Source organism: Paracoccus aurantiacus, from assembly GCF_007993065.1.
In the GTDB taxonomy this organism is placed as follows: domain Bacteria; phylum Pseudomonadota; class Alphaproteobacteria; order Rhodobacterales; family Rhodobacteraceae; genus Paracoccus; species Paracoccus aurantiacus.
The window spans coordinates 49904-74064 of record NZ_VOPL01000001.1 but is presented as its reverse complement, the minus strand read 5'-3'; the positions used below and the strand labels follow the sequence as shown (position 1 = coordinate 74064).

24 protein-coding genes and 2 tRNA genes are annotated in these 24161 nt (G+C 61.8%); 11 read left to right on the top strand and 15 right to left on the bottom strand.

The features are described 5' to 3' along the window. Nucleotides 1-209: 209 nt before the first annotated feature. From ihfA to FQV27_RS00415, 4 genes are all read left to right on the top strand, one after another. Nucleotides 210-512: an integration host factor subunit alpha gene (ihfA, locus tag FQV27_RS00430; RefSeq protein WP_147095655.1), complete on the top strand. Its 303-nt coding sequence runs from the start codon at nt 210-212 to the stop codon at nt 510-512. Nucleotide 513: 1 nt separating this feature from the next. After that, complete coding sequence (locus FQV27_RS00425) at nt 514-1137, top strand: MerR family transcriptional regulator (RefSeq protein ID WP_147095653.1); 624 nt, start codon at nt 514-516, stop codon at nt 1135-1137. Between the two features lie 121 nt (nt 1138-1258). Beyond that, nucleotides 1259-1336, top strand: a tRNA-Pro gene (locus tag FQV27_RS00420). Between the two features lie 54 nt (nt 1337-1390). Next, a complete protein-coding gene (locus FQV27_RS00415; protein WP_147095651.1) occupies nt 1391-2470 on the top strand; it encodes a 2'-deoxycytidine 5'-triphosphate deaminase in 1080 nt (359 codons plus the stop codon). On the opposite strand, the gene FQV27_RS00410 is transcribed toward FQV27_RS00415, so the two are convergent. From FQV27_RS00410 to FQV27_RS00375, 8 genes are all read right to left on the bottom strand, one after another. Next, entirely contained in the window at nt 2451-2684 is a 234-nt protein-coding gene (locus FQV27_RS00410; protein ID WP_246132948.1) for a hypothetical protein, read from the bottom strand. The two genes, FQV27_RS00415 and FQV27_RS00410, sit on opposite strands and share 20 nt — an antisense overlap. Before the next feature lie 4 nt (nt 2685-2688). Further along, nucleotides 2689-3339, bottom strand: a complete 651-nt coding sequence (scpB, locus tag FQV27_RS00405) for an SMC-Scp complex subunit ScpB (protein ID WP_147095649.1) — start codon at nt 3337-3339, stop codon at nt 2689-2691. Further along, nucleotides 3336-4112 (bottom strand): segregation and condensation protein A, encoded by a 777-nt coding sequence (locus FQV27_RS00400; RefSeq protein WP_246132999.1) that lies wholly within the window; start codon nt 4110-4112, stop codon nt 3336-3338. Before FQV27_RS00400 ends, scpB begins: the two co-directional genes overlap by 4 nt. A 107-nt stretch (nt 4113-4219) precedes the next feature. Continuing rightward, the gene (locus FQV27_RS00395) at nt 4220-5215 is read right to left on the bottom strand and encodes a glycoside hydrolase family 3 N-terminal domain-containing protein (protein WP_147095647.1); all 996 of its coding nucleotides are present in this window, start codon (nt 5213-5215) and stop codon (nt 4220-4222) included. Further along, on the bottom strand, nt 5212-6321 hold the full coding sequence (locus tag FQV27_RS00390) for an SPOR domain-containing protein (protein ID WP_147095645.1): 1110 nt from the start codon (nt 6319-6321) through the stop codon (nt 5212-5214). The genes FQV27_RS00395 and FQV27_RS00390 overlap by 4 nt, the downstream gene beginning before the upstream one ends. Nucleotides 6322-6386: 65 nt before the next feature. Then, on the bottom strand, nt 6387-8132 hold the full coding sequence (argS, locus tag FQV27_RS00385) for an arginine--tRNA ligase (protein ID WP_147096797.1): 1746 nt from the start codon (nt 8130-8132) through the stop codon (nt 6387-6389). A gap of 51 nt (nt 8133-8183) precedes the next feature. Beyond that, nucleotides 8184-8840, bottom strand: coding sequence for a GntR family transcriptional regulator (locus FQV27_RS00380; protein ID WP_147095643.1), 657 nt, complete (start codon nt 8838-8840; stop codon nt 8184-8186). 45 nt (nt 8841-8885) lie between these two features. Then, nucleotides 8886-9569, bottom strand: coding sequence for a M48 family metallopeptidase (locus FQV27_RS00375; RefSeq protein ID WP_147095640.1), 684 nt, complete (start codon nt 9567-9569; stop codon nt 8886-8888). A gap of 85 nt (nt 9570-9654) precedes the next feature. On the opposite strand from FQV27_RS00375, the gene FQV27_RS00370 reads away from it, so the two are divergent. From FQV27_RS00370 to FQV27_RS00360, 3 genes are all read left to right on the top strand, one after another. Then, a complete protein-coding gene (locus FQV27_RS00370; RefSeq protein ID WP_147095638.1) occupies nt 9655-9975 on the top strand; it encodes an FYDLN acid domain-containing protein in 321 nt (106 codons plus the stop codon). Between the two features lie 62 nt (nt 9976-10037). Next, the gene (locus FQV27_RS00365) at nt 10038-10436 is read left to right on the top strand and encodes a DoxX family protein (RefSeq protein WP_246132947.1); all 399 of its coding nucleotides are present in this window, start codon (nt 10038-10040) and stop codon (nt 10434-10436) included. Between the two features lie 159 nt (nt 10437-10595). Next, nucleotides 10596-10671, top strand: a tRNA-Ala gene (locus tag FQV27_RS00360). 118 nt (nt 10672-10789) lie between these two features. Here FQV27_RS00360 and FQV27_RS00355 read toward each other — a convergent pair. Next, nucleotides 10790-11455 carry a TetR/AcrR family transcriptional regulator gene (locus tag FQV27_RS00355; RefSeq protein WP_147095636.1) on the bottom strand — a complete coding sequence of 222 codons (666 nt, stop codon included), beginning with the start codon at nt 11453-11455 and terminating at the stop codon, nt 10790-10792. Nucleotides 11456-11572: 117 nt separating this feature from the next. Between FQV27_RS00355 and FQV27_RS00350 the strand changes: the two genes are divergently transcribed. Together FQV27_RS00350 and FQV27_RS00345 are read left to right on the top strand one after the other, a co-directional pair. Next, nucleotides 11573-13609 carry an NADH:flavin oxidoreductase gene (locus FQV27_RS00350; protein ID WP_147095634.1) on the top strand — a complete coding sequence of 679 codons (2037 nt, stop codon included), beginning with the start codon at nt 11573-11575 and terminating at the stop codon, nt 13607-13609. 225 nt (nt 13610-13834) lie between these two features. Further along, nucleotides 13835-14818 (top strand): LysR family transcriptional regulator, encoded by a 984-nt coding sequence (locus FQV27_RS00345; protein WP_147095631.1) that lies wholly within the window; start codon nt 13835-13837, stop codon nt 14816-14818. Between the two features lie 12 nt (nt 14819-14830). Here FQV27_RS00345 and FQV27_RS00340 read toward each other — a convergent pair whose 3' ends face one another. The 6 genes from FQV27_RS00340 to phaZ form a co-directional block, all read right to left on the bottom strand. Then, nucleotides 14831-15601 carry an NAD(P)-binding domain-containing protein gene (locus FQV27_RS00340; RefSeq protein WP_186827168.1) on the bottom strand — a complete coding sequence of 257 codons (771 nt, stop codon included), beginning with the start codon at nt 15599-15601 and terminating at the stop codon, nt 14831-14833. Nucleotides 15602-15614: 13 nt separating this feature from the next. Continuing rightward, nucleotides 15615-16913 (bottom strand): TRAP transporter large permease, encoded by a 1299-nt coding sequence (locus FQV27_RS00335; RefSeq protein WP_147095627.1) that lies wholly within the window; start codon nt 16911-16913, stop codon nt 15615-15617. Nucleotides 16914-16915: 2 nt separating this feature from the next. Next, entirely contained in the window at nt 16916-17428 is a 513-nt protein-coding gene (locus FQV27_RS00330) for a TRAP transporter small permease (protein WP_186827167.1), read from the bottom strand. A 28-nt stretch (nt 17429-17456) separates the two neighbouring features. Continuing rightward, nucleotides 17457-18488, bottom strand: a complete 1032-nt coding sequence (gene dctP, locus FQV27_RS00325) for a TRAP transporter substrate-binding protein DctP (RefSeq protein WP_222611646.1) — start codon at nt 18486-18488, stop codon at nt 17457-17459. A gap of 348 nt (nt 18489-18836) precedes the next feature. Continuing rightward, nucleotides 18837-20066, bottom strand: coding sequence for an NAD(P)/FAD-dependent oxidoreductase (locus FQV27_RS00320; RefSeq protein WP_147095621.1), 1230 nt, complete (start codon nt 20064-20066; stop codon nt 18837-18839). Between the two features lie 80 nt (nt 20067-20146). Continuing rightward, nucleotides 20147-21484, bottom strand: coding sequence for a polyhydroxyalkanoate depolymerase (phaZ, locus tag FQV27_RS00315; protein WP_377768723.1), 1338 nt, complete (start codon nt 21482-21484; stop codon nt 20147-20149). 93 nt (nt 21485-21577) lie between these two features. On the opposite strand from phaZ, the gene FQV27_RS19075 reads away from it, so the two are divergent. Together FQV27_RS19075 and FQV27_RS00310 are read left to right on the top strand one after the other, a co-directional pair. Next, on the top strand, nt 21578-21922 hold the full coding sequence (locus FQV27_RS19075) for a hypothetical protein (protein ID WP_246132946.1): 345 nt from the start codon (nt 21578-21580) through the stop codon (nt 21920-21922). A gap of 382 nt (nt 21923-22304) precedes the next feature. Then, entirely contained in the window at nt 22305-24029 is a 1725-nt protein-coding gene (locus FQV27_RS00310; protein ID WP_246132998.1) for a PHA/PHB synthase family protein, read from the top strand. Nucleotides 24030-24161 lie beyond the last annotated feature (132 nt).

Sequence of the window (24161 nt, the reverse complement as noted above, 5' to 3'; positions counted from 1 at the left end):
ACCGCGCCATGTATCGCGCCCGGTCCCGAAACGAAAGCCCGGCCTTTGCCCGAAATTTCGCCACATGCTGCCTGTTCTGGACGGGACGGTCTGATTAAGGCACGAATAATGCACATATTTCGGCGCTTTGACGGAACGGATGGGCGGCTGGTCCGTTGACTCGGCATCTTAAACACAGCATTTTTGCACGCATCCGCACGAGGTGACATATGAGCGAAAAGACCCTTACGCGCATGGATCTGGCCGAATCCGTTTTCCGTGAAGTCGGCTTGTCGCGTCACGAATCAGGACAGCTTGTCGAAAGCGTTCTGACCCATATTTCTGACGCGCTCGTGCGCGGTGAGCAGGTGAAGGTTTCTTCCTTCGGCACATTTTCCGTGCGTGACAAGAATGAGCGTATCGGCCGCAATCCCAAAACCGGGGAAGAGGTTCCGATCACGCCGCGCCGGGTGCTGAGTTTTCGCCCGTCTCACCTGATGAAAGAGCGCGTGGCAGCAGGTAACAAGGGCTGAGATGAAAAAGGCGGCAGAGGCGTTTCGATCAATTGGCGAAGTATCGCAACTGGTCGGCGTCGCGCCGCATGTCCTGCGTTATTGGGAAACGCAGTTTCCCCTGTTCAGTCCCGTGAAACGACGCGATGGGCGTCGCTACTATCGACCGGACGACGTTCGACTGGCGGCAGGCCTCTGCGAGATCCTGCGCGAAGAGGGCGTGACGATCCGTGGTGCGAAAAAGCAGATGACGGCGGATCGCGGTGCTTCGCTGAAGGCGCGCGGGGCCGCACGTCTGGGTGGCGATTTCGCCGAGGAAACCGACATGGCACCGACCGAAAAGCAAGCGCCAGCCCCGAAAAAGGCCGATAGGTCGAATGCTGGCGGCAAGTCGGCAAAGTCTGCGGGCAAGCGGAAAGCAAACGCCAATGCGGACACGCTGCCGCTCTTCCCGGATTTCGCGCAGAACAGGACCGGGCCGGATGGCGCGCGCCCCCAGCCTTCCGCCGCGCCGCGCGACTGGATCAGACGGCTGGATGACGTTCGCACCGGCCTGCGCCGACTGTCGCGCGATGATGCGACGAAAACACACGCCGCTCAGTTGCGCGACCGGCTGCGTGAGGCGCGCGCCGGGCTTGCTGCCTGATTGTGCGGGACCCCGAAGCCTGTCAGTCCGGCGACCGGCGTTACAGACTGTTTTCATGCGTCGGATTTTTGTGATTCCGCCCCTTGTGTCCGGCGCGCGCTTCGCCCTATATGGCCGGCGTCGGGCCGTGGCGCAGTCTGGTTAGCGCGTCCGTCTGGGGGGCGGAAGGCCGCGAGTTCGAATCTCGCCGGCCCGACCATTACCGAAACGCCCACTCCGTCCGGGGTGGGCGTTCGTCTATCCGGGGGGCGGAATGAGCGGCGTTCTTCCTGACAATGCCTTGCGAGAGCTGATCGGGCGTGGTGCCATTTCGGCCAGCCAACCGATCACCGATGCGCAAATCCAGCCCGCGAGCCTCGACCTCAGGCTTGGCACAACCGCTTGGCGGCTTCGCGCCTCGTTTCTGCCGGGCAAAGGCCAGCGGATCGAAGACCGCCTGCCAGATTTCGAGATGCACCGCATGGATCTCAGCAATGGCGCCGTGCTGGAAAAGGGCTGCGTCTATCTGGTCCCGTTGATGGAGCGGCTGCGCCTGCCGGAAGGTCTTTCCGCCGTTGCGAACGCCAAAAGCTCGACGGGGCGGCTGGATCTGCTGACCCGGCTGATTACTGATGACGGAACCGAGTTCGACCGACTGCCCGACGGCTATGACGGACAGCTTTATGCCGAAATCTGCCCGCGCAGTTTCTCTGTCCTCGTCAGGCCGGGGATGCGGTTGAACCAGCTTCGTCTGCGCAAGGGTCATGCCGTTCTGGACGATGACAGCCTGCGCGCGCTTCACGCCGAGACGCCGCTTGTCGGCGGGCGGGCGCTGATCGATCAGGGTCTGGGCTTTTCGGTCGATCTGCGGCCGGATGAGGGCGATCTTGTCGGTTATCGTGCAAAGCCGCATAGCGGCGTGGTCGATCTGGACCGGATCGGGGCCTACGATCCGCGCGATTTCTGGGACGCGCTCAGCAGCCGCGACGGACGCCTGATCCTTGATCCCGGCGCATTCTACATCCTTGTCAGCCGCGAAGCGGTCGCAATCCCGCCGGATTACGCGGCCGAAATGGCCCCCTATCTGGCCATGGTCGGCGAATTCCGGGTGCATTACGCGGGCTTCTTCGATCCCGGTTTCGGCATTGGCACCCTGGGCAGCGGCGCGCGCGGCGTGTTGGAGGTGCGCTGCCACGAGGCCCCCTTCGCGCTTGAACACGGTCAGGTCGTCGGGCGATTGGTCTATGAGAGAATGCTGGATCGCCCTGCCCGGCTTTATGGGCAGGACATCGCGTCCAACTATCAGGGCCAGGGCCTGAAACTGGCCAAGCAGTTCAGCGAATACGCCGGCTGATACGCGCCGCCTGACGCGCGCGCTTTACCATCTTGCGGGTATCATGCTTGGCTTTCTGGGCCAGCTTGCGCTCCTCGGCTGTCATTTTCGCGGGGTCCTTGCCGCGATTGGCGACATAGTCGATGCCCTTGGTAATGCCGATGGCAAGCGCGGCGCGCGTCACGGCCTTCATCAGATGACGCCCGAATGCATTTACGAACTGGTTGTTGCTCATCTTCTCATTCCTCCTCGCCGAACAGATCTCCGGGGCGGGTTTCATCTGCAATATCGTCATCCTCCTGCTCGCGAACAATGGGCGGCGCGATATCGACAGGCGCGCGGCTGTCCAGCAAGCCCGCTGCGCGAAGTTCCGCCAGACCCGGAAGATCGCGGGCGGTTTCCAGACCGAAATGATCCAGAAAGCCCTCGGTCACGACAAAGGTGACGGGGCGGCCCGGCGTCATGCGCCGCCGCCCGACACGCACCCAGTTCAGTTCGATCAACTGATCGAGCGTCCCCCGGGATGTCGCGACGCCGCGTATTTCCTCGATCTCGGCACGCGTAACTGGCTGGTGATAGGCAATGATCGCCAGCGTTTCCGTCGCGGCGCGCGACAGGCGGCGCGATTCGACCGTTTCGGTTTGCATGAGGAATGAAAGGTCCGGCGCAGTCCGAAAGGCGAAGGCATCGCCGATACGGGTCAGTTCTACACCCCGCCCCTCATATCGACGGCGCAATCGTGCAACGGCCTCGGCGGGATCGGCGCCCTGCGGAAGCCGTTCGCTCAGGTCGCGCAGGCTGACGGGCTGGGCCGATGCGAACAGCATCGCCTCGACCATACGTTCCTGCTCCTCAAGCGCTGGCGGTGGAAATTCGGGATTATCGCTCATTCCTTCCCCGGTCTGATGCGGATCGAGATTGGGGCGAAGGTCTCGGTCTGGCGGATTTCGACCCTGCCCTGCTTCGCCAGTTCCAGCGACGCCGCAAAGGTCGCAGCCGTCGCAGAGCGTCCGCGTTCGCCGCCGCCCCATCCATCCGGCAGAAATTCAAGCAGTGATGTCCATTCACCGGCGAAGCCGATCAGATGCCGCATCCGGTCAAGGGCCTGCTCCATCGTGTAGACGTCTTTGCGGTCGAAGGCATAGGGACGAAACTCATCCTTCGTCTTGATCCGCGCATATGCGCGCATCAGGTCGATCAAGCCGACATCATACGTGACGCTGCGCTTGCGGGCGATCTGCTCGGGCTGGCCGCGTACGAAGCGTGTCTGACCCAGCCTGTCACGCCCCATGAGCCGCGCCGATGCCTGCCGCATTGCATCCAGACGTTCCAGCTGAAAGGCCAGATGCGCCGCGAGTTCGTCAGCGGAGGGTCCTTCATCCGCCGGATCGGGCGGCAGCAGCAGCCGCGATTTCAGAAATGCGAGCCAGGCAGCCATGACCAGATAGTCAGCCGCAAGCTCGATGCGAAGCTGGCGGGCCTGTTCGACAAAGCCCAGATACTGCTCGGCCAGTTGCAGGATCGACACCTGCATCAGATCGACCTTCTGCACACGCGCAAGGTTCAGCAGCAGATCAAGCGGGCCTTCATAGCCTTCGATATCGACGATAAGGGATTCTTCGGCACGACGTTCCTCGACCGTGCGCCGGACCTCCAGCGTCAGCTGTTCCGGACGCGCAGCCGAATTCGCGGGGCGCAGAGGGGTAACGTTGTCGGCCAAGGTGAACTCGCGTTGACAGGCTCGCAGAATCCGCGCCCGCGCGCCTTAAGTCAAGCCGCTGCCCATTCGACCTGTCCGCCAAGCGCGCGGTATTCTGCCAGAAGCTCTGCCGCGGGAACCTGATCGGGGGCGCGCCGGAAGCCGAGAGCACGTTCAGCGCGGCGGGTCGCATCCGCGCTCATTTCACCGGCCTTGGCGACGACGGCCTCCATTTCGTGCATATGGCCGTGGCAATGCAGGATCAGATCAATCCCCGCCGCGATCGACGCTGCGCTGCGCTCGCCAATGGTTCCCGAAAGCCCGTTCATCGAAATGTCGTCGGTCATCAACAGACCGTCGAACCCGATCTCATCGCGGATAAGGCCGATCATCCGCGCAGATGAGGTGGCGGGCGCATCGTCGAGATCGGCAAAGCGGATATGCGCGCTCATACCCATAGGCAGATCATTCAGCGCCCTGAACGTGGCAAAATCAGTCTGCGACAATTCCGCGTGCGGGGTGGTGACGACCGGGGTTTCATGATGGCTGTCAGCAACCGCGCGGCCATGACCCGGCATATGCTTCATGATCGGCACGACGCCGGCTTCCAGCAGCCCGTCAGCTACTGCGCGCCCAAGCCGCGCCACGTCCCCGGCATTGCGCCCGAGGCACCGGTTCTGCAGGAAGGGGTGGGTTTCATCGCTGGCAATATCCAGCGTCGGCGCACAGTCGCTGTCGATGCCGATTGCCCTGAGTTCCTGCCCGATCAGGCGATAGCGCAGGCGCATGGCATCGGCGCCGCGCAGCGCATCTTCCAACGGCGGTGTCCATTCCGCCCAATGCGGCGCGCGCATCCGCTGAACGCGCCCGCCTTCCTGATCCACGGTGATGATGGCATCGCGGCCCAGGGCGTCGCGCAGATCGCCGGTCAGGCGGCGCATCTGTTCGGGGTCAGCGACATTGCGCGCGAACAGGATGAAGCCCCACGGATCGGCCGAGCGGAAGAAATCCCGCTCGGCCTTGCTGAGTTCGGTTCCAAGCAGCCCGAAAATCGCCGCACTGGTCATTGCTGGGTCGCGATGCAGTCAGCGCCTTCCGCCAGAAGGGCTGCGCAGAACCGGCGCGCATCGTCGCGCGAATCGAAACCTGCGACGCGCAGCCGATAGAAGGTGCGACCGTTCTTTTCAGTGGTCTGCACGACCTGTGCCTTGCCCGAGAAAAGCGACGAGAACCGGCCAGAGATACGGCCCCATTCGCTGTCCGCAATCGCATCGCTGTCGAACGCGCCAAGCTGAACCACCGGAGAGCCCGATGCGACGCTGGCCCGTTCGGGTGCTGGCGCCGGCACTTCCTCTTCGGTCGCGGCTTCGGCGACCGCAGCCTCGATTGCCGGGCGCGTTGCGGGCGCTGCCTCGGCTGTCCGGGTTGCAGGGGCGGCCTGCGCTCGTGCGGCAATGCTTGCCGGGCGCGGCGCGGGGCGTGGGCCCGGGGCAACTGTCGGCGTCACCGTGGCTTCTGCCTCGGTTGCGGCCAGAGTGCTGTCGTCGCTGATCGCCAGGTCATCAACCGATACGATCCCGAGCGAGCCGAGATCGGTCGCCTGACCGTCGACCGACAGCGCCGCTTCCGCATCGGTCATCGCGACGACCGGGTTCTGTGGCGAGACCGGCGCGACTTCATCGGCGACGGCGCCGATGGCCGCAGGATCGGCAAGTTCGCCCATCGCGACATCGTCGTCAGCCAGCCCGGTCGGTGCCGGTGCAATCGCGATTTCCGCGTTCGGCGGCATGGCCACCCCGGCAGCGACCTCGTTCACAGTCAGCCCGCCATTGCGCGTCAACTCTCCGCCCGGCTCGTCAGGCGCGGTGCGCGCCTCGCCCTGAACGGCGCGAATGACCGGAACCCCGGACACGTCGCGCGCGACCAGCTTGTATCCCCAGACCACGAGGCCGATCAGAAGGATGACCGAGACGACGGCGCCAAGATAATGCGTCAGACGCCCAAGCCGCGCCCCGAGACCTTCGGGAACATAGTCCTGTTCGGCCTGGTCCTCGTCATACCAGCCGTAATCGTCTTCGTAATCGGCCTGCGCCTGATGTTGATAGGAATAGGACCGCGCCCGACGGGGCTCGGAATCCGCGAATCGGCGGGTGCCGAAATCGGTAACTGCCATACGATGCCTGCCTGCCGGGTGCCCGGCTGTTGATAACTGCCCGAGACCGGCCAGGGCACCTTTTGTCAGCGCATTTCCTTGGCCGGAGTCACCCCAAGAATAGCAAGACCGGACGAAATGACAACGCCAACTGCACGCACGAGCGCGATTTTTGCAGAAGTTGCCTGCGGATCGTGCTCTTGCACGAAGCGCAGCGAGGTATCGTCATTGCCGCGATTCCACAGCGAATGAAGATCGCCGGCCAGATCATACAGGTAAAACGCGACCCGATGCGGCTCGTGCGCGGCGGCGGCTGCTTCGACGAGGCGGGGATATTCCGCGACCTTGCCAGCAAGTGCCAGCTCTGCGGGATGCGCCAGGTGCGACAGATCTGCCTTCGACAGCGCCGCATCCGACACGTCGATCCCCATCTCGGCAGCGCGCTTCAGGACCGAGTGCACGCGGGCGCTGGCATATTGCACATACCAGACCGGGTTGTCCTTGGACTGTTCCAGCACCTTGTCGAAGTCGAAATCCAGTGGCGCGTCGTTCTTGCGCGTCAGCATGTGAAAGCGCGTGACGTCGCGGCCCGCCTGCTCGACCACATCGCGCAGGGTCACGAATGTCCCTGCCCGCTTCGACATCTTGAACGGCTCTCCGTTCTTGAACAGCTTGACCAGCTGGATCAGCTTCACATCCAGCGGCACGCGGCCATTCGACAGCGCACCCACGGCCGCATTCATCCGTTTGACATAACCGCCATGATCGGCCCCGAAGATGTCGATCAGCTGATCGAAACCGCGGTCGATCTTGTCCCAGTGATAGGCGATGTCCGGTGCGAAATAGGTCCAGGCTCCGTCGGATTTCTGCACGGCCCGGTCCTGATCGTCGCCGTAAGCGGTCGACCGGAACAGCGTCTGTTCCCGCGCCTCCCAATCATCGGGAAGCTTGCCCTTGGGCGGCTCCAGCGTGCCTTCATAAATGAGGCCAGCGGAGCGCAGCCGTTCGATTGCGGCCTCGATCCGGCCCGAGCCATACAGCGCCTTTTCCGAGGAATAGACGTCCATCCTGACATTCAGAAGATCGAGATCCTCGCGGATCATCTCCAGCATGGCATCGGTCGCGAAGTCGCGCACCTCGTCCAGCCATTCCTCTTCGGGCTGGTCGACAAGGCTGTCGCCATATTTCGCCTTCAACGCTTCGCCCACCGGGATCAGATAGTCGCCGGGATACAGACCTTCGGCAATCGCCGGCTCTAATCCGTTCGCCTCGCGGTAACGTTCATAGGCAGACCGAGCCAGGACATCGACCTGCGCGCCGCCATCGTTGATGTAATACTCGCGCGTGACATCAAAGCCCGCAAACGCCAGAAGGCTGGAAAGCGCGTCGCCGAATACCGCGCCGCGCGTATGGCCGACATGCATCGGGCCGGTCGGGTTGGCGCTGACGAATTCGACATTCACCCGCGTGCCCTGCCCGATTTCCGAACGGCCATAGCCTTCCGGCTCAGCAAGTGCGGCCCGAATGACGCCATGCCATGCGGACGGATCAAGCCGCAGGTTCAGGAAACCCGGACCCGCCACCTCTGCCGAGGTGATGCGCGGATCGTCCGACAGCCGCGCGGCCAGTCGTTCGGCAATATCCCGAGGCTTTGCACCCGCGGGCTTGGCAAGTACCATTGCGGCATTGGTCGCCATGTCGCCATGCGCGGGATCGCGCGGCGGCTCGACCGTGACATTGTGCAGGTTCAGCCCGACGGGCAGTTCACCTGCATCGGCCATTCCGTTCAGTGCGTCCAGCACGACGCCGCGCATATCGGCAAAAAGGTTCATCATCGTCATCCGCTTGTTCACGCCTGCGATAGCCCCGCCGGGGCCCGAAGGTCAACGGGGCGCAGTGTCTGCCGTCAGATGTCGCAGGCCATGCGTGACATCGGTGCGGATCGCCAGACGCAGGGCCGGCTCATCCCCGGCCTTCAACGCCGCGATAATCATGCGGTGATGGCGCGGCGGTTCGTTCCGCTGCACGCGACCGTAAAGCGCGCGCATCGTCGGGCCAAGCTGCAGCCAGACGGTTTCGACGATCGCAAGCATGGCCGGCGCCTGCGCGCGCAGGTAAAGCGTGCGATGAAATTCAAGATTGGTGCGGATATAGCCGACCGCATCGTGACGCATCACAGCCTCAGCGATGCCGTTATTGATGGCACTCAGCCGGTCGATCAGCGCGAAATGCGCGCGCGGCAGGGCCCGCGATGCAAGTTCCGGTTCGATCAGCGCGCGCAATGCAGCAAGCTCCTCAATGCGCTCGATCGACAGCTCCGGCGTCGTCACCCGCCCCGACGCCGAAAGTGTCAGCGCGCCTTCGGCTGCCAGCCTGCGCACCGCCTCGCGCGCGGGTGTCATCGAAACCCCGTATTCGCCCGCGATGCCGCGCAATGTCAGCGCCTTGCCGGGCGGCAACTCGCCCACCAGAATGCGGCCGCGAAGATTACGGTAAAGACGCTCATGCGCGGCCGGGTCTGCGATGCGGGCAGCTGTCATCCGATCTTTGTGATCACAGCGCTGGCGAAGGTCAATCCCTGCTTTTCAGTCTCGAAAGCGCCACGCCTGAAGCCCCGAACCGTTCTGACGAAGCCATGTCCGATAGGGAGCATATCCCGGCATCAACGCCTCGACCTGCGCCCAGAAACGGGGGGAATGATCCATATGGGCAAGATGCGCGACTTCATGGGCGGCGACATAATCGAGCACTTCGATCGGGGCCATGGCAAGCCGCCACGAGAACATCAGCCGTCCGTCGGATGTGCAACTTCCCCAGCGGGACCGCGTATCGCGCAGGCTGATGGCAGTTGGCTGACGACCCAGATTGGCCGCATGACGCCCGACCGCCTCGATCAGCGATACATGCGCGCGCTGCTTCAGCCATGCCTGAACGCTGGCGCCGATCGGTTTGCCGACCGGCACGCCCAGCACATCGCGGTCGAAGGTCACGCGCCTGATCGGCAGCGAACGCAGCGTCACCTCGCGCCCTGCAACGGGAAGGCGCGCACCCTCGGCCACCAGTTGCGGTCCGGGCATCGCGTCAACCGCGCGGCGCAGCCAGTCCGCCTTCGAGGATGCAAAATCCTGCGCAGCCTTCAGGCTGACCCGCGGAGGCAGCGTCAGCACGACGCCCCCATCTGTACGCGAGACGCGCAGCGTCATGCGCCGGGCGCGCGCATTGCGTCTGACCATCACGGCAATATCGTCAATCTGAATATCTTCGCGCATCGCCGGCGGGATAGGTCTTTACAGCCTCTTGGGCTTGTGGCAGGGGCGTCACCGATTTACCTATCCGCAGCGTAAGGAGATTACCATGCCCAAAGAGGAATGGGGCACGAAGCGCCTCTGCCCGCATTGCGGGAGCCGATTCTACGATCTCGGCAAAGATCCGATGACCTGCCCGGCCTGTGCCAGCGAGTTCACGCTGGAAAGCCTGACGCAGGGCCGCGGTCGTTCGCTCGTCTCGGAAAAGACCGCGACGAAAGATGACGATCAGGACGACGATATCATCGATGACGATCTTGATGACGATGACAGCAACGACATCGACGACGATCTTCTGGAAGACGACGATGACGACGGCGATGTATCGCTGGACGACATTGCCGATGTCGCGGATGACGACGAAGACTGATTGCAATTGCAACCAGTTGTGACCTATCCTGTTCCGGTAACTATCGGAACAGGAACACAAACTTGACTTACCAGAACCTCAACGCCTTTGCGCCGCAAATGCGCAGCGTCCTTCGCATCGTCTCGGCCCTGGTCTTTTTCGCCCATGGCACGCAGAAGATCCTCGGCTTTCCGGCAAGTGATCGCGCCTTTCCCGAAGTCATGTCGCGCTTCTGGATCGCCGGCGTGATGGAGCTGATCGGTGGCGCCCTTCTGATCATCGGGTTGTTCTCGCGCCCCGTGGCCTTTCTGCTTTCCGGCCTGATGGCTTGCGCCTACTGGCTGGCGCATGCACCTCAGCACTGGGTCCCGGCACTGAATGGCGGCGATGCTGCGATTCTTTACTGCTTCATTTTCCTCTACATCTTCTTCGCCGGGCCTGGTCCGATCAGCGTCGATGCGATGCTGAAGCGCGACCGCTGAACGCCCGATTCGCCTGACATCTCACGGGGCCGCGCGGCCCCGTTTTCGTTCAGTACCGGCACCGCGACGGAAAGCGAATTTTCCACTTGCGCACCCGAACACCTCCCCCTATACGACCCCCCACGGCAACGGCGCATGACGCCCTTGCAGACCTCCGGTGGGGCCATAGCTCAGTTGGTAGAGCGCTTGAATGGCATTCAAGAGGTCAGGGGTTCGACTCCCCTTGGCTCCACCAATAAAATCAGGCCATTGTGATCTCTGAAGCAAGCTCGACACGGGTTTTTTCCCTATCGGGGAAACGCCTGGAGCAGCCAAGCTCTGGTTCCATCATGCGAGCGACTACACGACTCCGATCAGCAGCGATCGGCGCTCATCTGTGTGAACTTCAGTCTGGCATGGAAGCGCGCCAGTTCGCCTTCTGTCGGCGGACAATCGCAGAATGTCTGGACGTAGCCGGGAACGCGGGACATGCGGACGGCCTGATCCTCGCGGACCTGCATCGAAATATAGCCGATCTGGACCAGATAGACCGCCCTTGCGCGGACATCGGCGGTTCCCGGGTCGAATCCGAAGCGCAGGAAAAGCGCCTTTATCGCGTCGAGCCGGACTTCATCTTCCTGATTGACGCGGGCCATGACCTCGTCTGACTGATGCGCCCAGCCTCGCACTGCGAAATCCAGTTGCGGCTCGAACAGGTCCTCATCGTGGAAGACCACAATCAGGTTCAGCATGGCCTCGGCGATGCTTTCCGCATAGGCGTCGCAGGCTGCGACGAAGGCGCCGGTATTCTTGGCCTGCCAGTCCTCCAGAAGCGCATCAAGGAGCGCTTTCCGATCCTTGAAAAACCAATAAAAGCTTGCCCGCGACAGGTTCAGGCTTGCTGCCAGCGGCTGGATCTTGACTGCGTCAAGCCCGGAATCCAGGAACGCCTGCTTTGCCGCATGCAACCAGACTTCGCGCGATCCGCGCCAGCCTGATGCGTTTTCGATCTCGGTTAGGGTGTCAGACCTTGTACTCATGCCCAAAGAATTAGCGCAAACCCGAACGCAGGACAAGAAAATATACATCAATGTATATTTTAATTGACACAAGTGTCTAGTTTTGGAATCGTCGGACAACCATCAGGGAGGCCAGCGATGATCAGCGACCCACTTTTCCAGCCTTACCAACTGAAACACCTGACCCTGAAGAACCGGCTGATGGTCACGAGCCATGAACCCGCCTATCCCGAAGACGGTATGCCGAAGGACCGTTATCGCGCCTATCACGTCGAAAGGGCAAAGGCCGGGATTGCCATGACGATGACGGCCGGGTCGGCAAGCGTCGCACGGGACAGCCCGCCGGTCTTCAACAATATCCTTGCCTGGAAAGATGAGGTCGTCGGCTGGATGAAGAAACTGACCGACGAGGTGCACGAACACGGCTGCGCCGTGATGATCCAGTTGACCCATCTGGGCCGCCGCACGCGTTGGGACAAGGCCGACTGGCTGCCGGTGGTCGCACCGGGATATGAGCGTGAGGCGGCGCACAAGGCCTTTCCGAAGCGCGCCGAGGACTGGGACATTGCCCGTATCATCGAGGATTACGCCGACGCGGCCGAGCGGATGAAGGAAGCCGGCCTCGACGGGATCGAATTACAGGCCTATGGCCACCTGATGGACCAGTTCTGGTCGCCGCTGACCAATGAGTTGGACGGGCCTTATGGCGGCAGTCTGGACAACCGGCTGCGGTTTACCTTCGACACGCTGAAGGCGATCCGCGAGCGGGTGGGCGATGAGTTCATCGTCGGCATCCGCTATACTGGCGATGAGGATCTGGCGGGAGGGCTGACGAAGGATGATGGGCTGGAGATCTCTCGCCGGCTCAAGGACAGCGGCATGGTGGATTTCCTGAATGTCATCAAGGGACATATCGACACGGATGCCGGGCTGACCGATGTGATCCCGGTGCAGGGAATGCGCAGCGCGCCGCATCTGGATTTCGCCGGGGAAATCAGGGCCGCGACCAGCTTTCCGACCTTCCACGCCGCCAAGATTCAGGATGTCGCCACGGCGCGCCACGCCATCGCCAGCGGCAAGCTGGACATGGTCGGCATGACCCGCGCCCATATGGCCGACCCGCATATCGTCGCCAAGATCCTGCGCGGCGAGGAAGATCGCATCCGTCCCTGTGTGGGCGCGAATTACTGCCTTGACCGGATCTATCAGGGCGGAATGGCGCTGTGCCTTCACAATCCGGCCACTGGGCGAGAGCTGGAACAGCCGCAGACGATCACCAAGGCCGTCCAGAAGCGGCGGGTTATCGTTATCGGCGCAGGCCCTGCGGGTGTCGAAGCTGCGCGCGTGGCGGCTGAACGGGGGCATGAGGTGATCGTGCACGAGGCCGCGAACCATCCGGGCGGGCAGGTGCGGCTTGCGGCACAAAGCCACAGGCGGGCCGAGATGATCCAGATCATCCAGTGGCGCGTGTCGGAATGCGAACGCCTTGGCGTCACCTTCCGCTATAACAGCTTTGCCGATGAGGAAACCATCGCGGCGGACAAGCCCGATGTGGTGATCGTGGCGACCGGCGGGTTGCCGCATACCGAAGTATTATCGGACGGAAACGATCTTGTCGTTTCGGCATGGGACATCCTGTCAGGCGATGTGAAGCCCGGCCGGAACGTGCTGATCTATGACGATGCCGGCGACTATGCGGGGCTTCAAGCAGCTGAAAAGATCGCCGAAACCGGTGCGAAGGTGGAAATCGTGACCCGCGACCGCAGTTTCGCGTCCGAAATCATGGCCATGTCACTGACCCCGTTCATCCGCGCATTGCAGGCGCGCGACGTGACTTTCACGGTGACGTGGAAGCTCGACTCCGTGCGGCGCGAGGGAAACGGACTGGTCGCCGTGATCGGGACCGATTACAGCGGCTTGACCCGCGAACGCGAGGTCGATCAGGTGATCGTCAATCACGGCACGCGCCCCTTCGATGACGTCTATTTCGACCTGCGCGACGGTTCGACCAATCTGGGCGAGGTCGATTACGAAGCCCTTGTCGACGGCCGTCCGCAGCAAGTCATCCGAAACCCCGACGGCGCCTATCAGCTTTTCCGCATTGGCGACGCGGTTTCCGCGCGGAATACCCATGCCGCCATCTATGATGCGCTGCGGCTGGTGAAAGATGTCTGAGATGCGTTCGGTAAAGACCGTTCATGTCATTCATGCCGAGGTCAGTGACGCTTTTGCTCGGGCACCACGTCGCCACGCGTCACGGCTGGATTAACCGCATTCACCCGCATATCCTGGACCCACCCCACCAGTGTCACGCACACCAAAAGCTGACCGACGCCAGCGGCGCAAGCAGATCGCGCCCCGCCACGCCATTCCGCCAAGGAGACAGCCCGGAGAAGCACCATGACGCCAAAGCGCAGATTTCTGCCCTCGCTCGGGTCCATGGCGACTTTCGAAGTCGCCGCCAAGCATCTGAGCTTTACGCTGGCCGCGACCGAGCTGAACGTGTCGCAGGCCGCCGTCAGCCAGCACATACGGGCGCTTGAAAAAGCGCTTGAGACGCCACTGTTCATCCGCAAGCATAACGATCTGGAACTTACCGCCGCGGGGGTGACGCTTCTGCAATCCGTCAGTCAGGGCCTCGACAGTCTGTGCGAGGGCATCGCAGCGATCACCTCGCCCGAAGACAGCGCGCCAATCACCTGTTCGGGGACGAATGCGGTCGCGTCCCTTTGGTTCAAGCCCTATATGGACCGCTTTCGCGAAATGCATCCGGACGCCCGCTTCGTCATGCTGTCATCTGACGAAAATGACGGGTTCCGCAACCATGCCGAGGTCGATCTGTCCATTATCTGCGGCAATGAGCGCTGCAATATGGGTGAACAACTGGTCTATCTGTTCCCCGAACTGGTCCAGCCCATGTGCAGCCCGGAATACCTGCGCCGCCACGGGCCATTCGCAACCGCCGAAAGCCTTGCCAAAGCCGACCTGCTGGAACTTCACAAGAAGCACTGGTCCGACAACGCAATCGGCTGGCAACCCTATACCTGGGAAAACTGGTTCGACGCGATGGAAGTGAGGGCGCCGCTGCCCCGGCCCAGCTTCGTCAGCAACAATTACCCCTTGCTGCTGGACGCAGCGGTGAATGGTGAAGGTGTGGTGATCGGCTGGAGCCACCTGACCGATCCGCTGGTGAAAGCCGGTCGCCTTTTGCCGCTTTTGGGTGCGCCCCTGCAGGCCGGACGCAGCTATTACCTGAAGATGAACGCGGAATCGCAGGGTCGGCCGAATGTTCAGGCATTCGCCGATTTCATCCAGAACGATATTGCAAAATCGGGCGCGAACCCGCCTCGGAACATGTTGTCGGCTGCGACGACGCGAGCCTGACAAGCGCGGGGCCTAGGATTTCGCCGGAAGATTCAGCCCGGTCCGCAGCCCGTCCAGACCGTTCTCCAACGCCTCATGCGCGCCGCAGTCCCGAAGCGCCTTTGAAAGCGTCTGGTTCAGCCCGCCCTCGGTCGCCAGCCCGGTTTTCAGATGGGAAAGTTCCGGCGCGTCATCTGCGGTCAGCAGGTTGCAGTAGCCGCGAATCTGCCCGGCGACATATGCGGCGGCAGCCCGTTTGTCGCCAGTAAAACCGGCAAGCCAGGTCGCCGCGATGTCGATCTGGTCCAGCAGTGGCAGCATCAACCCGGTGGCGCCGAAATGTGCGCTGATCTGTTCCTCGGACGCACAGGGATGGATATGTGCATGTTTGCCGAACAGATCGCGAAGGCGGGCGTTGTCAGGGTAGACAGCCAGAGGGGTCCCCCCAAGCGGCAATGGCGGCAGCGGGATAGCGATGGCGATGTCACGCGCCGGGGCGCAAAGCCTTGAAAGTTCTGCCAACGTCATACGGGCCATGACGGAGATCACTGTCTGCCCGTCCCGGAAGCGCAATTCGGGAAGAACCTGACGCGCAGTATCGGCCAGAAGGCAGACGAAGACCACGTCGCTGTCATCAACGACCTGCTGATTGTCCGCGCGCCTGACGTTGGAATAGGTCTTTTCCAGACGCGCCGACACCGTCTCGCTTCGCTTCGAGACGACGATCTCGTGCCCATCAGCGGCGATCGTCTCGACCAGAATCTGCGCGATCTCGCCGGTGCCCAGAAAACCTATCCGTGCCAAACTCGCCCTCCGATCAGTCCATGTAACCAAGCGCACGCGGCAGGAACAGGGCCAGCGGCGACCAGTAGGTTGTGACCAGCATGACCGGAAGCGCGCCGAATGCCATGAAATAGAAGGCCGGCTTGATGACGCGCGACATGCTGACGTCGCCTACCCGACATGCCATGAACAGGATCGGTGCCATGGGTGGGCTGTTCGCGCCGATCACCACGCTTGTGCCGATAATGGCGGCGAAATGGATTGGATCGACGCCGATTTCGGCCATGACCGGGACCATCAGCGGGCTGACAATCGCGATGACGCTGACATCGTCCATGAACATCCCCAGCAGGACAAGGAACACATTCACCATCAGCAGGATCACGATCCGGCTTTCGAAACTGCCCAGCAGGAAGTCGGTCAGTTGTTGCGGCACGCGTTCGATGGTGAAGATGCGGCTGGCGACGAAGGAAAACACCAGAATGATCATGATGACGCCGGTTGTGGCGGCAGCACTGACCACGGCCTCGAAAATCTTGCGCATGGTCAGATCGCGATAGACGAACATGCCGACCGGGATCGCATAGACGACGGCGACTGCGGCGGCCTCGGTCGGGGTGAAGAAGCCGCCATAGATACCGCCAAGGATCAGGATCGGCAGCATCAGTGCCGGGATCGCTCGCCAGCCAGTGGAGCGGATTTCCGCCATCCGCTCGCCCCAAGGCATCTTCGTCTCCTCGCCGGGCAGGTTCCGCGATACATGGATGCGGTTCAGGATCGACAGAATGATCATCAGCAATATGCCCGGCCCGATGGTCGCCAGAAAGCAGGCCGCGACGGATTGGCGCGTGACCACGGCATAAAGGATCATCGTGATCGATGGCGGGATCAGCAGTCCCAGCAGCGACGAAATCCCCAGAAGCGCGCTTGTATAGCCGCGCCCATAGCCGTGCCGTTCCATCGGGCCGATCATGATCGAACCGATGGACGCAACGGCCGCCGATGCAGTTCCCGAGATTGCGCCGAATATCCCGCAGGACACAATCATCGAGGTGCCCATGCCGGTGCGCGAACGTCCGACGACGGCCTCGACAAACTCGACCAGACGCTTTGCGATACCGCCCGTCTGCATCAGATAGCCGGTCATGACGAACAGCGGCAGCGCGACAAGGATAACCGAATTCACCGTCCAGTAACCGGTAATCATCGGCATAGACCACGCGACGTCATAGACGATGGTCAGGATCACGACCATGGCAGCAAAGGCAAAGACGACCGGCACGCCCAGCAGCATGAAGACGATCAGGGCGAGAATGGCGAAAAGGGATTCCATCGTTACACGTCCTTATCCGAGGTGGTGACCGGCGCATCCCCGCGCCAAAGCATGACCAGATCGCGCAGCAGGTAGGCGGTCAGCAGGATGGCCGCCAGAAGGATGCTGACCTGCGAGATCCAGAACGGGATCTTGAAGACCGGCGTCGTCTGCCAACGCGACATGCTGAAGGCCAGAAAATCCATCGCCCAGTAACAGAAGGCCAGCGACGCCAGGATCGAGATGACGGTCGCGATCATACCGACGATGCGGAGGACCTTTGGATTGTCGGTCAGGACATCCATCAGATCGGCCTTCAGATGCGACCCCTCGCGAGAGGCCAGCACCGCCCCCATCATGTAAAACCACATGATCGCCAGCAGCATGATCTCTTCAAGGCCGAAGACCGGCGTTCCCAGCACGCTGCGCGACACGATCCCGATTACCAGCAACAATGCGACGCCCAGCCCGATCACCACCACCACGGGTCGGATGATCTGATAGATCAGGATGTCCAGCTTCTTCAGAATATCCAACTTGCTTCCTCCGTCTGTGGCGGTGCGATCAGCTGTCAGCGGGTGGTGGCTCGCCCGGAACCGATGCGTTTGCGCGAACGACATCCATGATTTCGGTGCCGAGGCTTTCCTCGATCAGCGGCCAGACTTCGGCGCGGACCTTTTCGACCCATGCGGTCTTTTCGGCATCGGTCGGCACGATATATTCCATGCCGTTTTCCTGCGCCGTCTGGATCCAGCGTTCATCCTCGGCACGGGCCTCGGCGAATTGCTTGTCGATAACCTCGCGGGCGGATGACAGGACGATCTCGCGATCTTCCTCGTCCATCCCGTCCCAGACCTTGTCGCTCATCAGCAGCGAGTAGGATGAAAAATTGTGCGAGCTCTGGACGAAATAATCCAGCACATCGCCGAAATATTCGTAATCCCAGTAAATGACATTCGATGAATCGCCATCGACCACGCCAGTCTGCAGCGAGGTATAGACCTCTGCCCAGTCAATCGGCACGGCCTGAAAGCCCATCGTATTTATGGTCTGCGGTAACGGGAAAACCGGCTGAGAGCGGACCTTCAGGCCCTGCGCCTCCTCGAAGCTGGTCGCATAGCGCCCCTGCGTGGCAACGCCGCCGAAGCCTTCCGGGAAAGGCCCGATATACTTCAGCCCGATATCTTCATAGATCGGGGCCATAAGCTCCTGCACCCAGCCATCGGGGGCGAAGGCTGCAATCGCATCATCCCAGCCAAGGACCAGATAGGGGATATAATTGACGCCGACACGTTCGTCATAGGATGTCTGCGGCCAGGTGATCATCATGTCCACATTGCCGCGAACCAGTTGATCGAACAGCTCCTGCTGCCCGCCGAGTTCGCTTTGATAGAAAACCTCGACCTGCATCCTGCCGCCGGATCTCTCCTCGATCAGCGATTCCCAAAGCCGCATGGCGGTACCAAGCGGCGAGGCATGATCGCCCGCCTCACTTGTCAGGATCAGCCTGTATTCTTCGTCACTGGCCTGGGCGGCAGCCGTGAACATCACGCCCGACAATAATGTGGCAGCGAAGGTTCCAAGGTGTTTCGACATCTGGCTTCCTCTCTCGACCGGCACGGATCGGCGTGGAATATCCGGTCAATTCTTGGGAATATCAGCCATCATGCAAACAAGAATGCTCATGGAATGCGGATAATCTATAGCTTATGCATTTCAAATGAACTCATCCCTCGCAAGGCGATTGACGCCCTCGCCAGTTCGACAGCAAAGCTCGATCAATCTCAGGGCCCTTTGATTTCGCGCGCTTTTACCTGTCAGGTGCCGCAATGCGACCTGACCTATCATGCGGGCATCAGGATGAGCATGGGGGTATCACGCCGTCCTTGCGGCCTCGGTCACGGTTAGGGTGAAGCTGTAACACATTCAGGTAAAGCTCTCGCCCTATCTATAGCGGAACAGCGAGGCGTCGCGGTCTGCCTGCCCCATGATTCCAGCGGCGACGATCTGCGCTGCGATCATCGAAAAGGTAATACCGTTTCCGCCGAAGCCCATCACGGCCCAGACCCGCTCATGCCCCTCGACCCGGTCGATGATCGGCAACCCGTCCGTGGTGACGCTGAAAGGCGCGGCCCACATGTATTCGGCCGGGCCCACATCCAGCCCGGTCAGCGCCTTCAGCTTGCCGATGATCTTTTTCGTCTTGCGCGCCAGCAGCTTCGGATCGCTGTTTTTCTCTGACGCATCCTCGTCTTCGCCACCGGCGATAATCCGGCCCGACGGATCGGCGCGGAAATACAGATAGGGGTCGGCGGCCTCCCAGACGATGGTGTCTTTCAGCCAGCCTGGCATCTGGCGCAGCTTGAGTGTCGCCAGCGCCCAGGTCGAGGTCACATGATGCGAGCGGCTGCGCATCTGTGGCAGAAATTCGTATCCGGTGCAGAAAACCACATGTTCCGCCGTCAGCACCCTGCCGTCGCGCGTTGCAAGCGCCACGCCGCCGGGCATCTCGGCCATGTCCGTCACCTCGACCGGCGAGGCTATGACGGCGCCGCGCTTTTTCGCTGCGCGCAGAAGGCCGGCGCTCAGTTGCGCCGGGTTCGCACTCGCCGAGTCCTGCGACAGGATTGCAGCCTCGCGATCCATGCCGAAATCCTCGCGCAAACGATCGCGGCCGATCCATTCGGCGGCAATGCCTATCTTGCGGCGCGCCTTTGCCTCGGCCCAGAGATCCTCGGCATCAAGCTGATCCCCCGCAAGATACAAGGCTGGTTTCGGCTGCATCTGACAGTCGATCCTCAGATCCTGGGTCAGCGCGACAAGATCGCTTACCGCCTTCACGGAGCGCCGCCACGCCGCATTCGCCGCGCGCGATCCGCGCTGATCCTGAAGTTCAGTCAGCGGGGTGTCGATTTCGTGCTGGATCATCGCAGTTGACGCGGGCGTAGATCCACGCACGGGCGGCCGGCGGTCAAGGATCAGCACCGATTGCCCGGCCCGGCTCAGCGCTTCGGCGGTCAGCGCGCCGCTGATGCCGGCACCGACTACGATAGTGTCAAAGCGGTCGCGGCCGGGGTCGGCGACAAACGGAACCGAAATACCCTTCGTCGCAAGCCAATACGGTTCGCCCGTCCGCAGATCGTCCTTGCGCGTCTCAGAATCGCGTCCGTTCACGCCCGGCTCCTTCCGAAGGCAAACGGAAAAGCGCCACTATCCCCGTGGCGCTGCCGGTGCGTTTCAACTGAAAGGCCGGGCTAGACCGCAACCTTGCTGTCGTTCTTCAGCGGCTCGGTCACGTTGGCATGCGGCTCTGCGCCGCGCTTCCGCTTCGGCTTGCGCTCTGCCTCGGCGCTGGCTTCATCAATGAAGTCAAGGACAAGCGGGCGGATGTTCAGGCGCCAGCTCTTGCCGGCGAAGATGCCGTAATGGCCCGCGCCCGGTTCCAGATGCTGGGCCTTCTTGTCCTCGGGAACACCCGTGCAAAGATCAAGCGCCGCCACACATTGGCCGGGTGCCGAAATGTCGTCATTCGTTCCTTCGACGGTCATGACGGCGACATCCTTGATCTTGCCGATATCGACCGGCTTTCCGTTCGCGACAAACCGGTTCTCTGCGATCTCCAGGCCCTTGAATATCCGCTCGACGGTAGAAAGATAAAATTCGGCAGTCATATCCATAACCGCGAGATATTCGTCATAGAACTTGTTGTGCCTGTCGGCTTCGGAACCCTCGCCGCGCGCTTCCGAGAATATCTTGTCGATAAAGGCTTCGGCATGGGTTTCGGCATTCATCGCGATGAACGATGCAAGCTGCGCGAGCCCCGGATAGACCATGCGCCCGGCGCCCTTGTATTTGAAGCCGACCTGCTGAATGACCAGATATTCCAGTTCGCCCATCGTCATCCGGTTGCCGAAATCGGTGACTTCGGTCGCCGCCGCGTCCGGGTTGATCGGACCGCCGATCAGGGTCAGCGTGCGCGGCTGCTTTTTCGGGTCGTGTTCGGCAAGCAGCGCGGTTGCGGCAAGCGCGAGCGGTGCAGGCTGGCAAACCGCGATCACGTTCAGTTCCGGTCCGAGATGGCTCATGAACTCGACGAGATAGTCGGTATAGTCCTCGATATCGAACTTGCCTTTCGAGACCGGGATATTGCGCGCATTGTGCCAGTCGGTGATGTAGACATCGGCATCGGGCAGCAATGATGTCACGGTTGAGCGCAGCAGCGTCGCATAATGACCCGACATGGGCGCGACCAGCAGAATCTTGCGCTCCATCGGTTCGCGGCGGGCGACGCGGAAATGCAGCAGATCACCGAAGTCACGTTTCAACACCGGCTCGACATAGACGATATGGTCCTGGCCGTCCGCGCCCGCGATGGGCGGAATGTTCCAATCCGGCTTGATGACCATGCGCGAGAAGCTGCGTTCGGTGACGCGGCCCCATGCGCTCATCAGGCGGAACATCGGATGCGGGACCATCGCGAAGATCGGATAGGAGGCCATCGCACGGGCCGACGCGCCGAGCCATTCATTGGTATTGCGGATCGTCTCCATCGCGTCGTAGGAGATCAGCCCCTTCAATGGTTGCTTGGCCATTCCATACCTCATTTTCATCAGGTGCCGGCGTGGAACTGCCCCCTTTTTCAAAGGCGGGACGCCGGTTAAGATTACCGACGAAGACTAGGGGGGATGTTTGACCATGGCAAGCAACGACAAGCGGAAATCCGGTGGACGTGGCAAGGGTGCCGCAACGTCAAGCACGAAAAATACCGTGACTTCCCCGGCATCTGGAAGCGATCCGGCACCCGCTTCCGCATCCGGGTCGAAGCGCCGGGCACCACGTTCGCAAGCTGCGGAATCAGCGTCGAAGACTGCGCAGAAACCAGCGCGTTCTGCCCCGAAATCTTCGGGTGCAGCGACCAAGGCGGCTGGAAAGGCCGCAACGAAACCGCGCGGAACCACCAGACGGACCGAAGCCGCCCTGGGCGGTCGTGGAGTGGCGTCCGCCGCCGATGCGAAGGCATCGAAGTCTGAAAAGGCCGATGCGACGGCTCAGCCCGCGACGGCCAAGAAATCAGCTGCGAAGGGGCGCGCTGCGAAATCCGGGGCTGCAAGTGGCAGCACCGCCCAGCCTCGCGCCGCTGCATCAACCGCGACTGGACGAACGGCGAGGAAAGCTGCAAAGCCGAGCGCCGCGAAGCCGTCAGGCGCGAAGGCATCGGCTGCGACATCGTCTGCCACATCTGCCCAGCCACCCGTCGCGCCCGCAGGCACACCGCAATCGCCGCCAGCCGATCTCGCTGCTGGCGCATCCGTCACCAGCAGCGAGGCGAAGGGCGCGGCGACCGCGCCCCCGCTGCCCCACGCTGCGCCGAAAGAAGAGACGCTCGCCGCCGCCGGTCAGTTGACCGAGAACATGGAGCGGATCGAGGTATTGACCCAGCGCCTCGCCTCGGCTCTGTCACAACGGCCGATGCACGATCCGGGCGTCGAAGGGCCGGGCGCAGATCTGATGGTCAATGCCGGCCTCGCCTGGGCCAAGCTGTGGCACGAACAACCGGCGCGCATCCTTGAACAACAGGTCAAGTATTGGGGCGCGACCTTGGCCCATTACGCAGAAATGCAATCGCAGCTGGCCAAGGGCAAACTGACGGTGACACCGGCCGAGGAACCCGAAACCGACAAGCGTTTCCGCAACCCGTTGTGGCAGTCGCACCCCTATTTCAACCTCGTGAAGACCCAGTATCAGATCAACGCGCGCGCGATGCGCGAGGCGGCGCAGGGTCTGGACATGCTGAGCGCGGTCGATCAGCACCGGCTGAACTGGCTGACGGATCAGGTCATCGACATGTTCGCGCCGACCAACTTTCTGGCGACCAATCCCGATGCGATCGAACGGGCGCTGGAAACCGAAGGCGAGAGCCTCGTGAAAGGGCTGGAGAACCTTGTTCGCGACGTCGAGTCGCATGGCGGCGAGCTTGTGGTTTCGCTTGCCGACCGCAACGCGTTCGCTGTGGGCGAAAATATCGGCACCGCGCCGGGCGAGGTCGTCCGGCGCGAGCCTTTGTATGAACTGATCCAGTTCAGCCCGACCACCGAACAGGTGCATGCCATTCCGCTGGTGCTGTTCCCGCCCTGGATCAACAAGTTCTACATCCTCGACCTGAAGCCAGAAAACAGCCTGATCCGGTGGATCGTCGATCAGGGCTATACGCTGTTCGTCGTTTCCTGGAAAAACCCCGATGCCAGCTATGCCGATACCGGGCTGGAAGATTATGTCGATGCCTATCTTTCGGTCATGGACGCTGTCGAGGAGATTACCGAACAGCCCAAGCTGAATGCCGTCGGCTATTGCATCGGCGGCACGACCTTGTCGCTGACGCTGGCCCTGATGGAACAGCGCGGCGATGACCGTGTGGAATCGGCGACCTTCTTCACCACGCTGACCGATTTCGACGAGCAGGGCGAATTCACGCCGTTCCTTCAGGACGATTTCGTCGAGGGGATCACTGCGGAAGTCGCGCGCGCGGGCATTTTCGCCTCGCATCTCATGACCCGCACGATGAGCTTTCTGCGTGCGAACGACCTCGTCTGGGGACCGGCGATCCGGTCATACCTGATGGGCGAAGCCCCGCCCGCCTTCGACCTGCTTTATTGGAACGGCGATGCGACGAACCTTCCCGGCCGCATGACGGTCGACTACCTTCGCGGTCTGTGCCAGCAGAACCTGCTTGTGGGCGAAGGTTTTCCGATGAAGGGCCACAAGCTGACGCTTGCCGACATCAAGCTGCCGCTTTGTGCCATTGGCTGCGAGACCGACCACATCGCCCCCTGGAAATACAGCTGGCGGGGCGTCGCGAAGATGGCGAGTGCGGACAAGCGCTTTATCCTGTCGGAATCCGGCCATATCGCGGGGATCGTCAATCCGCCTTCAAAGAAGAAATACGGTCACTACACCGGCGGCACCGACTTTGCGAACGGGCCCGAGGAATGGCACGATTCGGCCAGCTTTACCGCAGGCAGCTGGTGGCCGACATGGCAGCGATGGCTGACCGAACGGTCCGGTTCAATGGTGCCTGCAAGGCAGCCAGAACCCGGATTTGGCGCGGCGCCGGGCAGCTACGTTCATGAAAGGCACTGAAATTTATGCATTTTCCTGGATGTGCAAAAATTTGCTGCAACGCAGAAATTTTGCCTTGAAATGCTGCGACGCAGAATCTATGTTCATGTCACTGTGACAGACAGGCGGTATTCCTCCCCTAGCCGCCAAAGA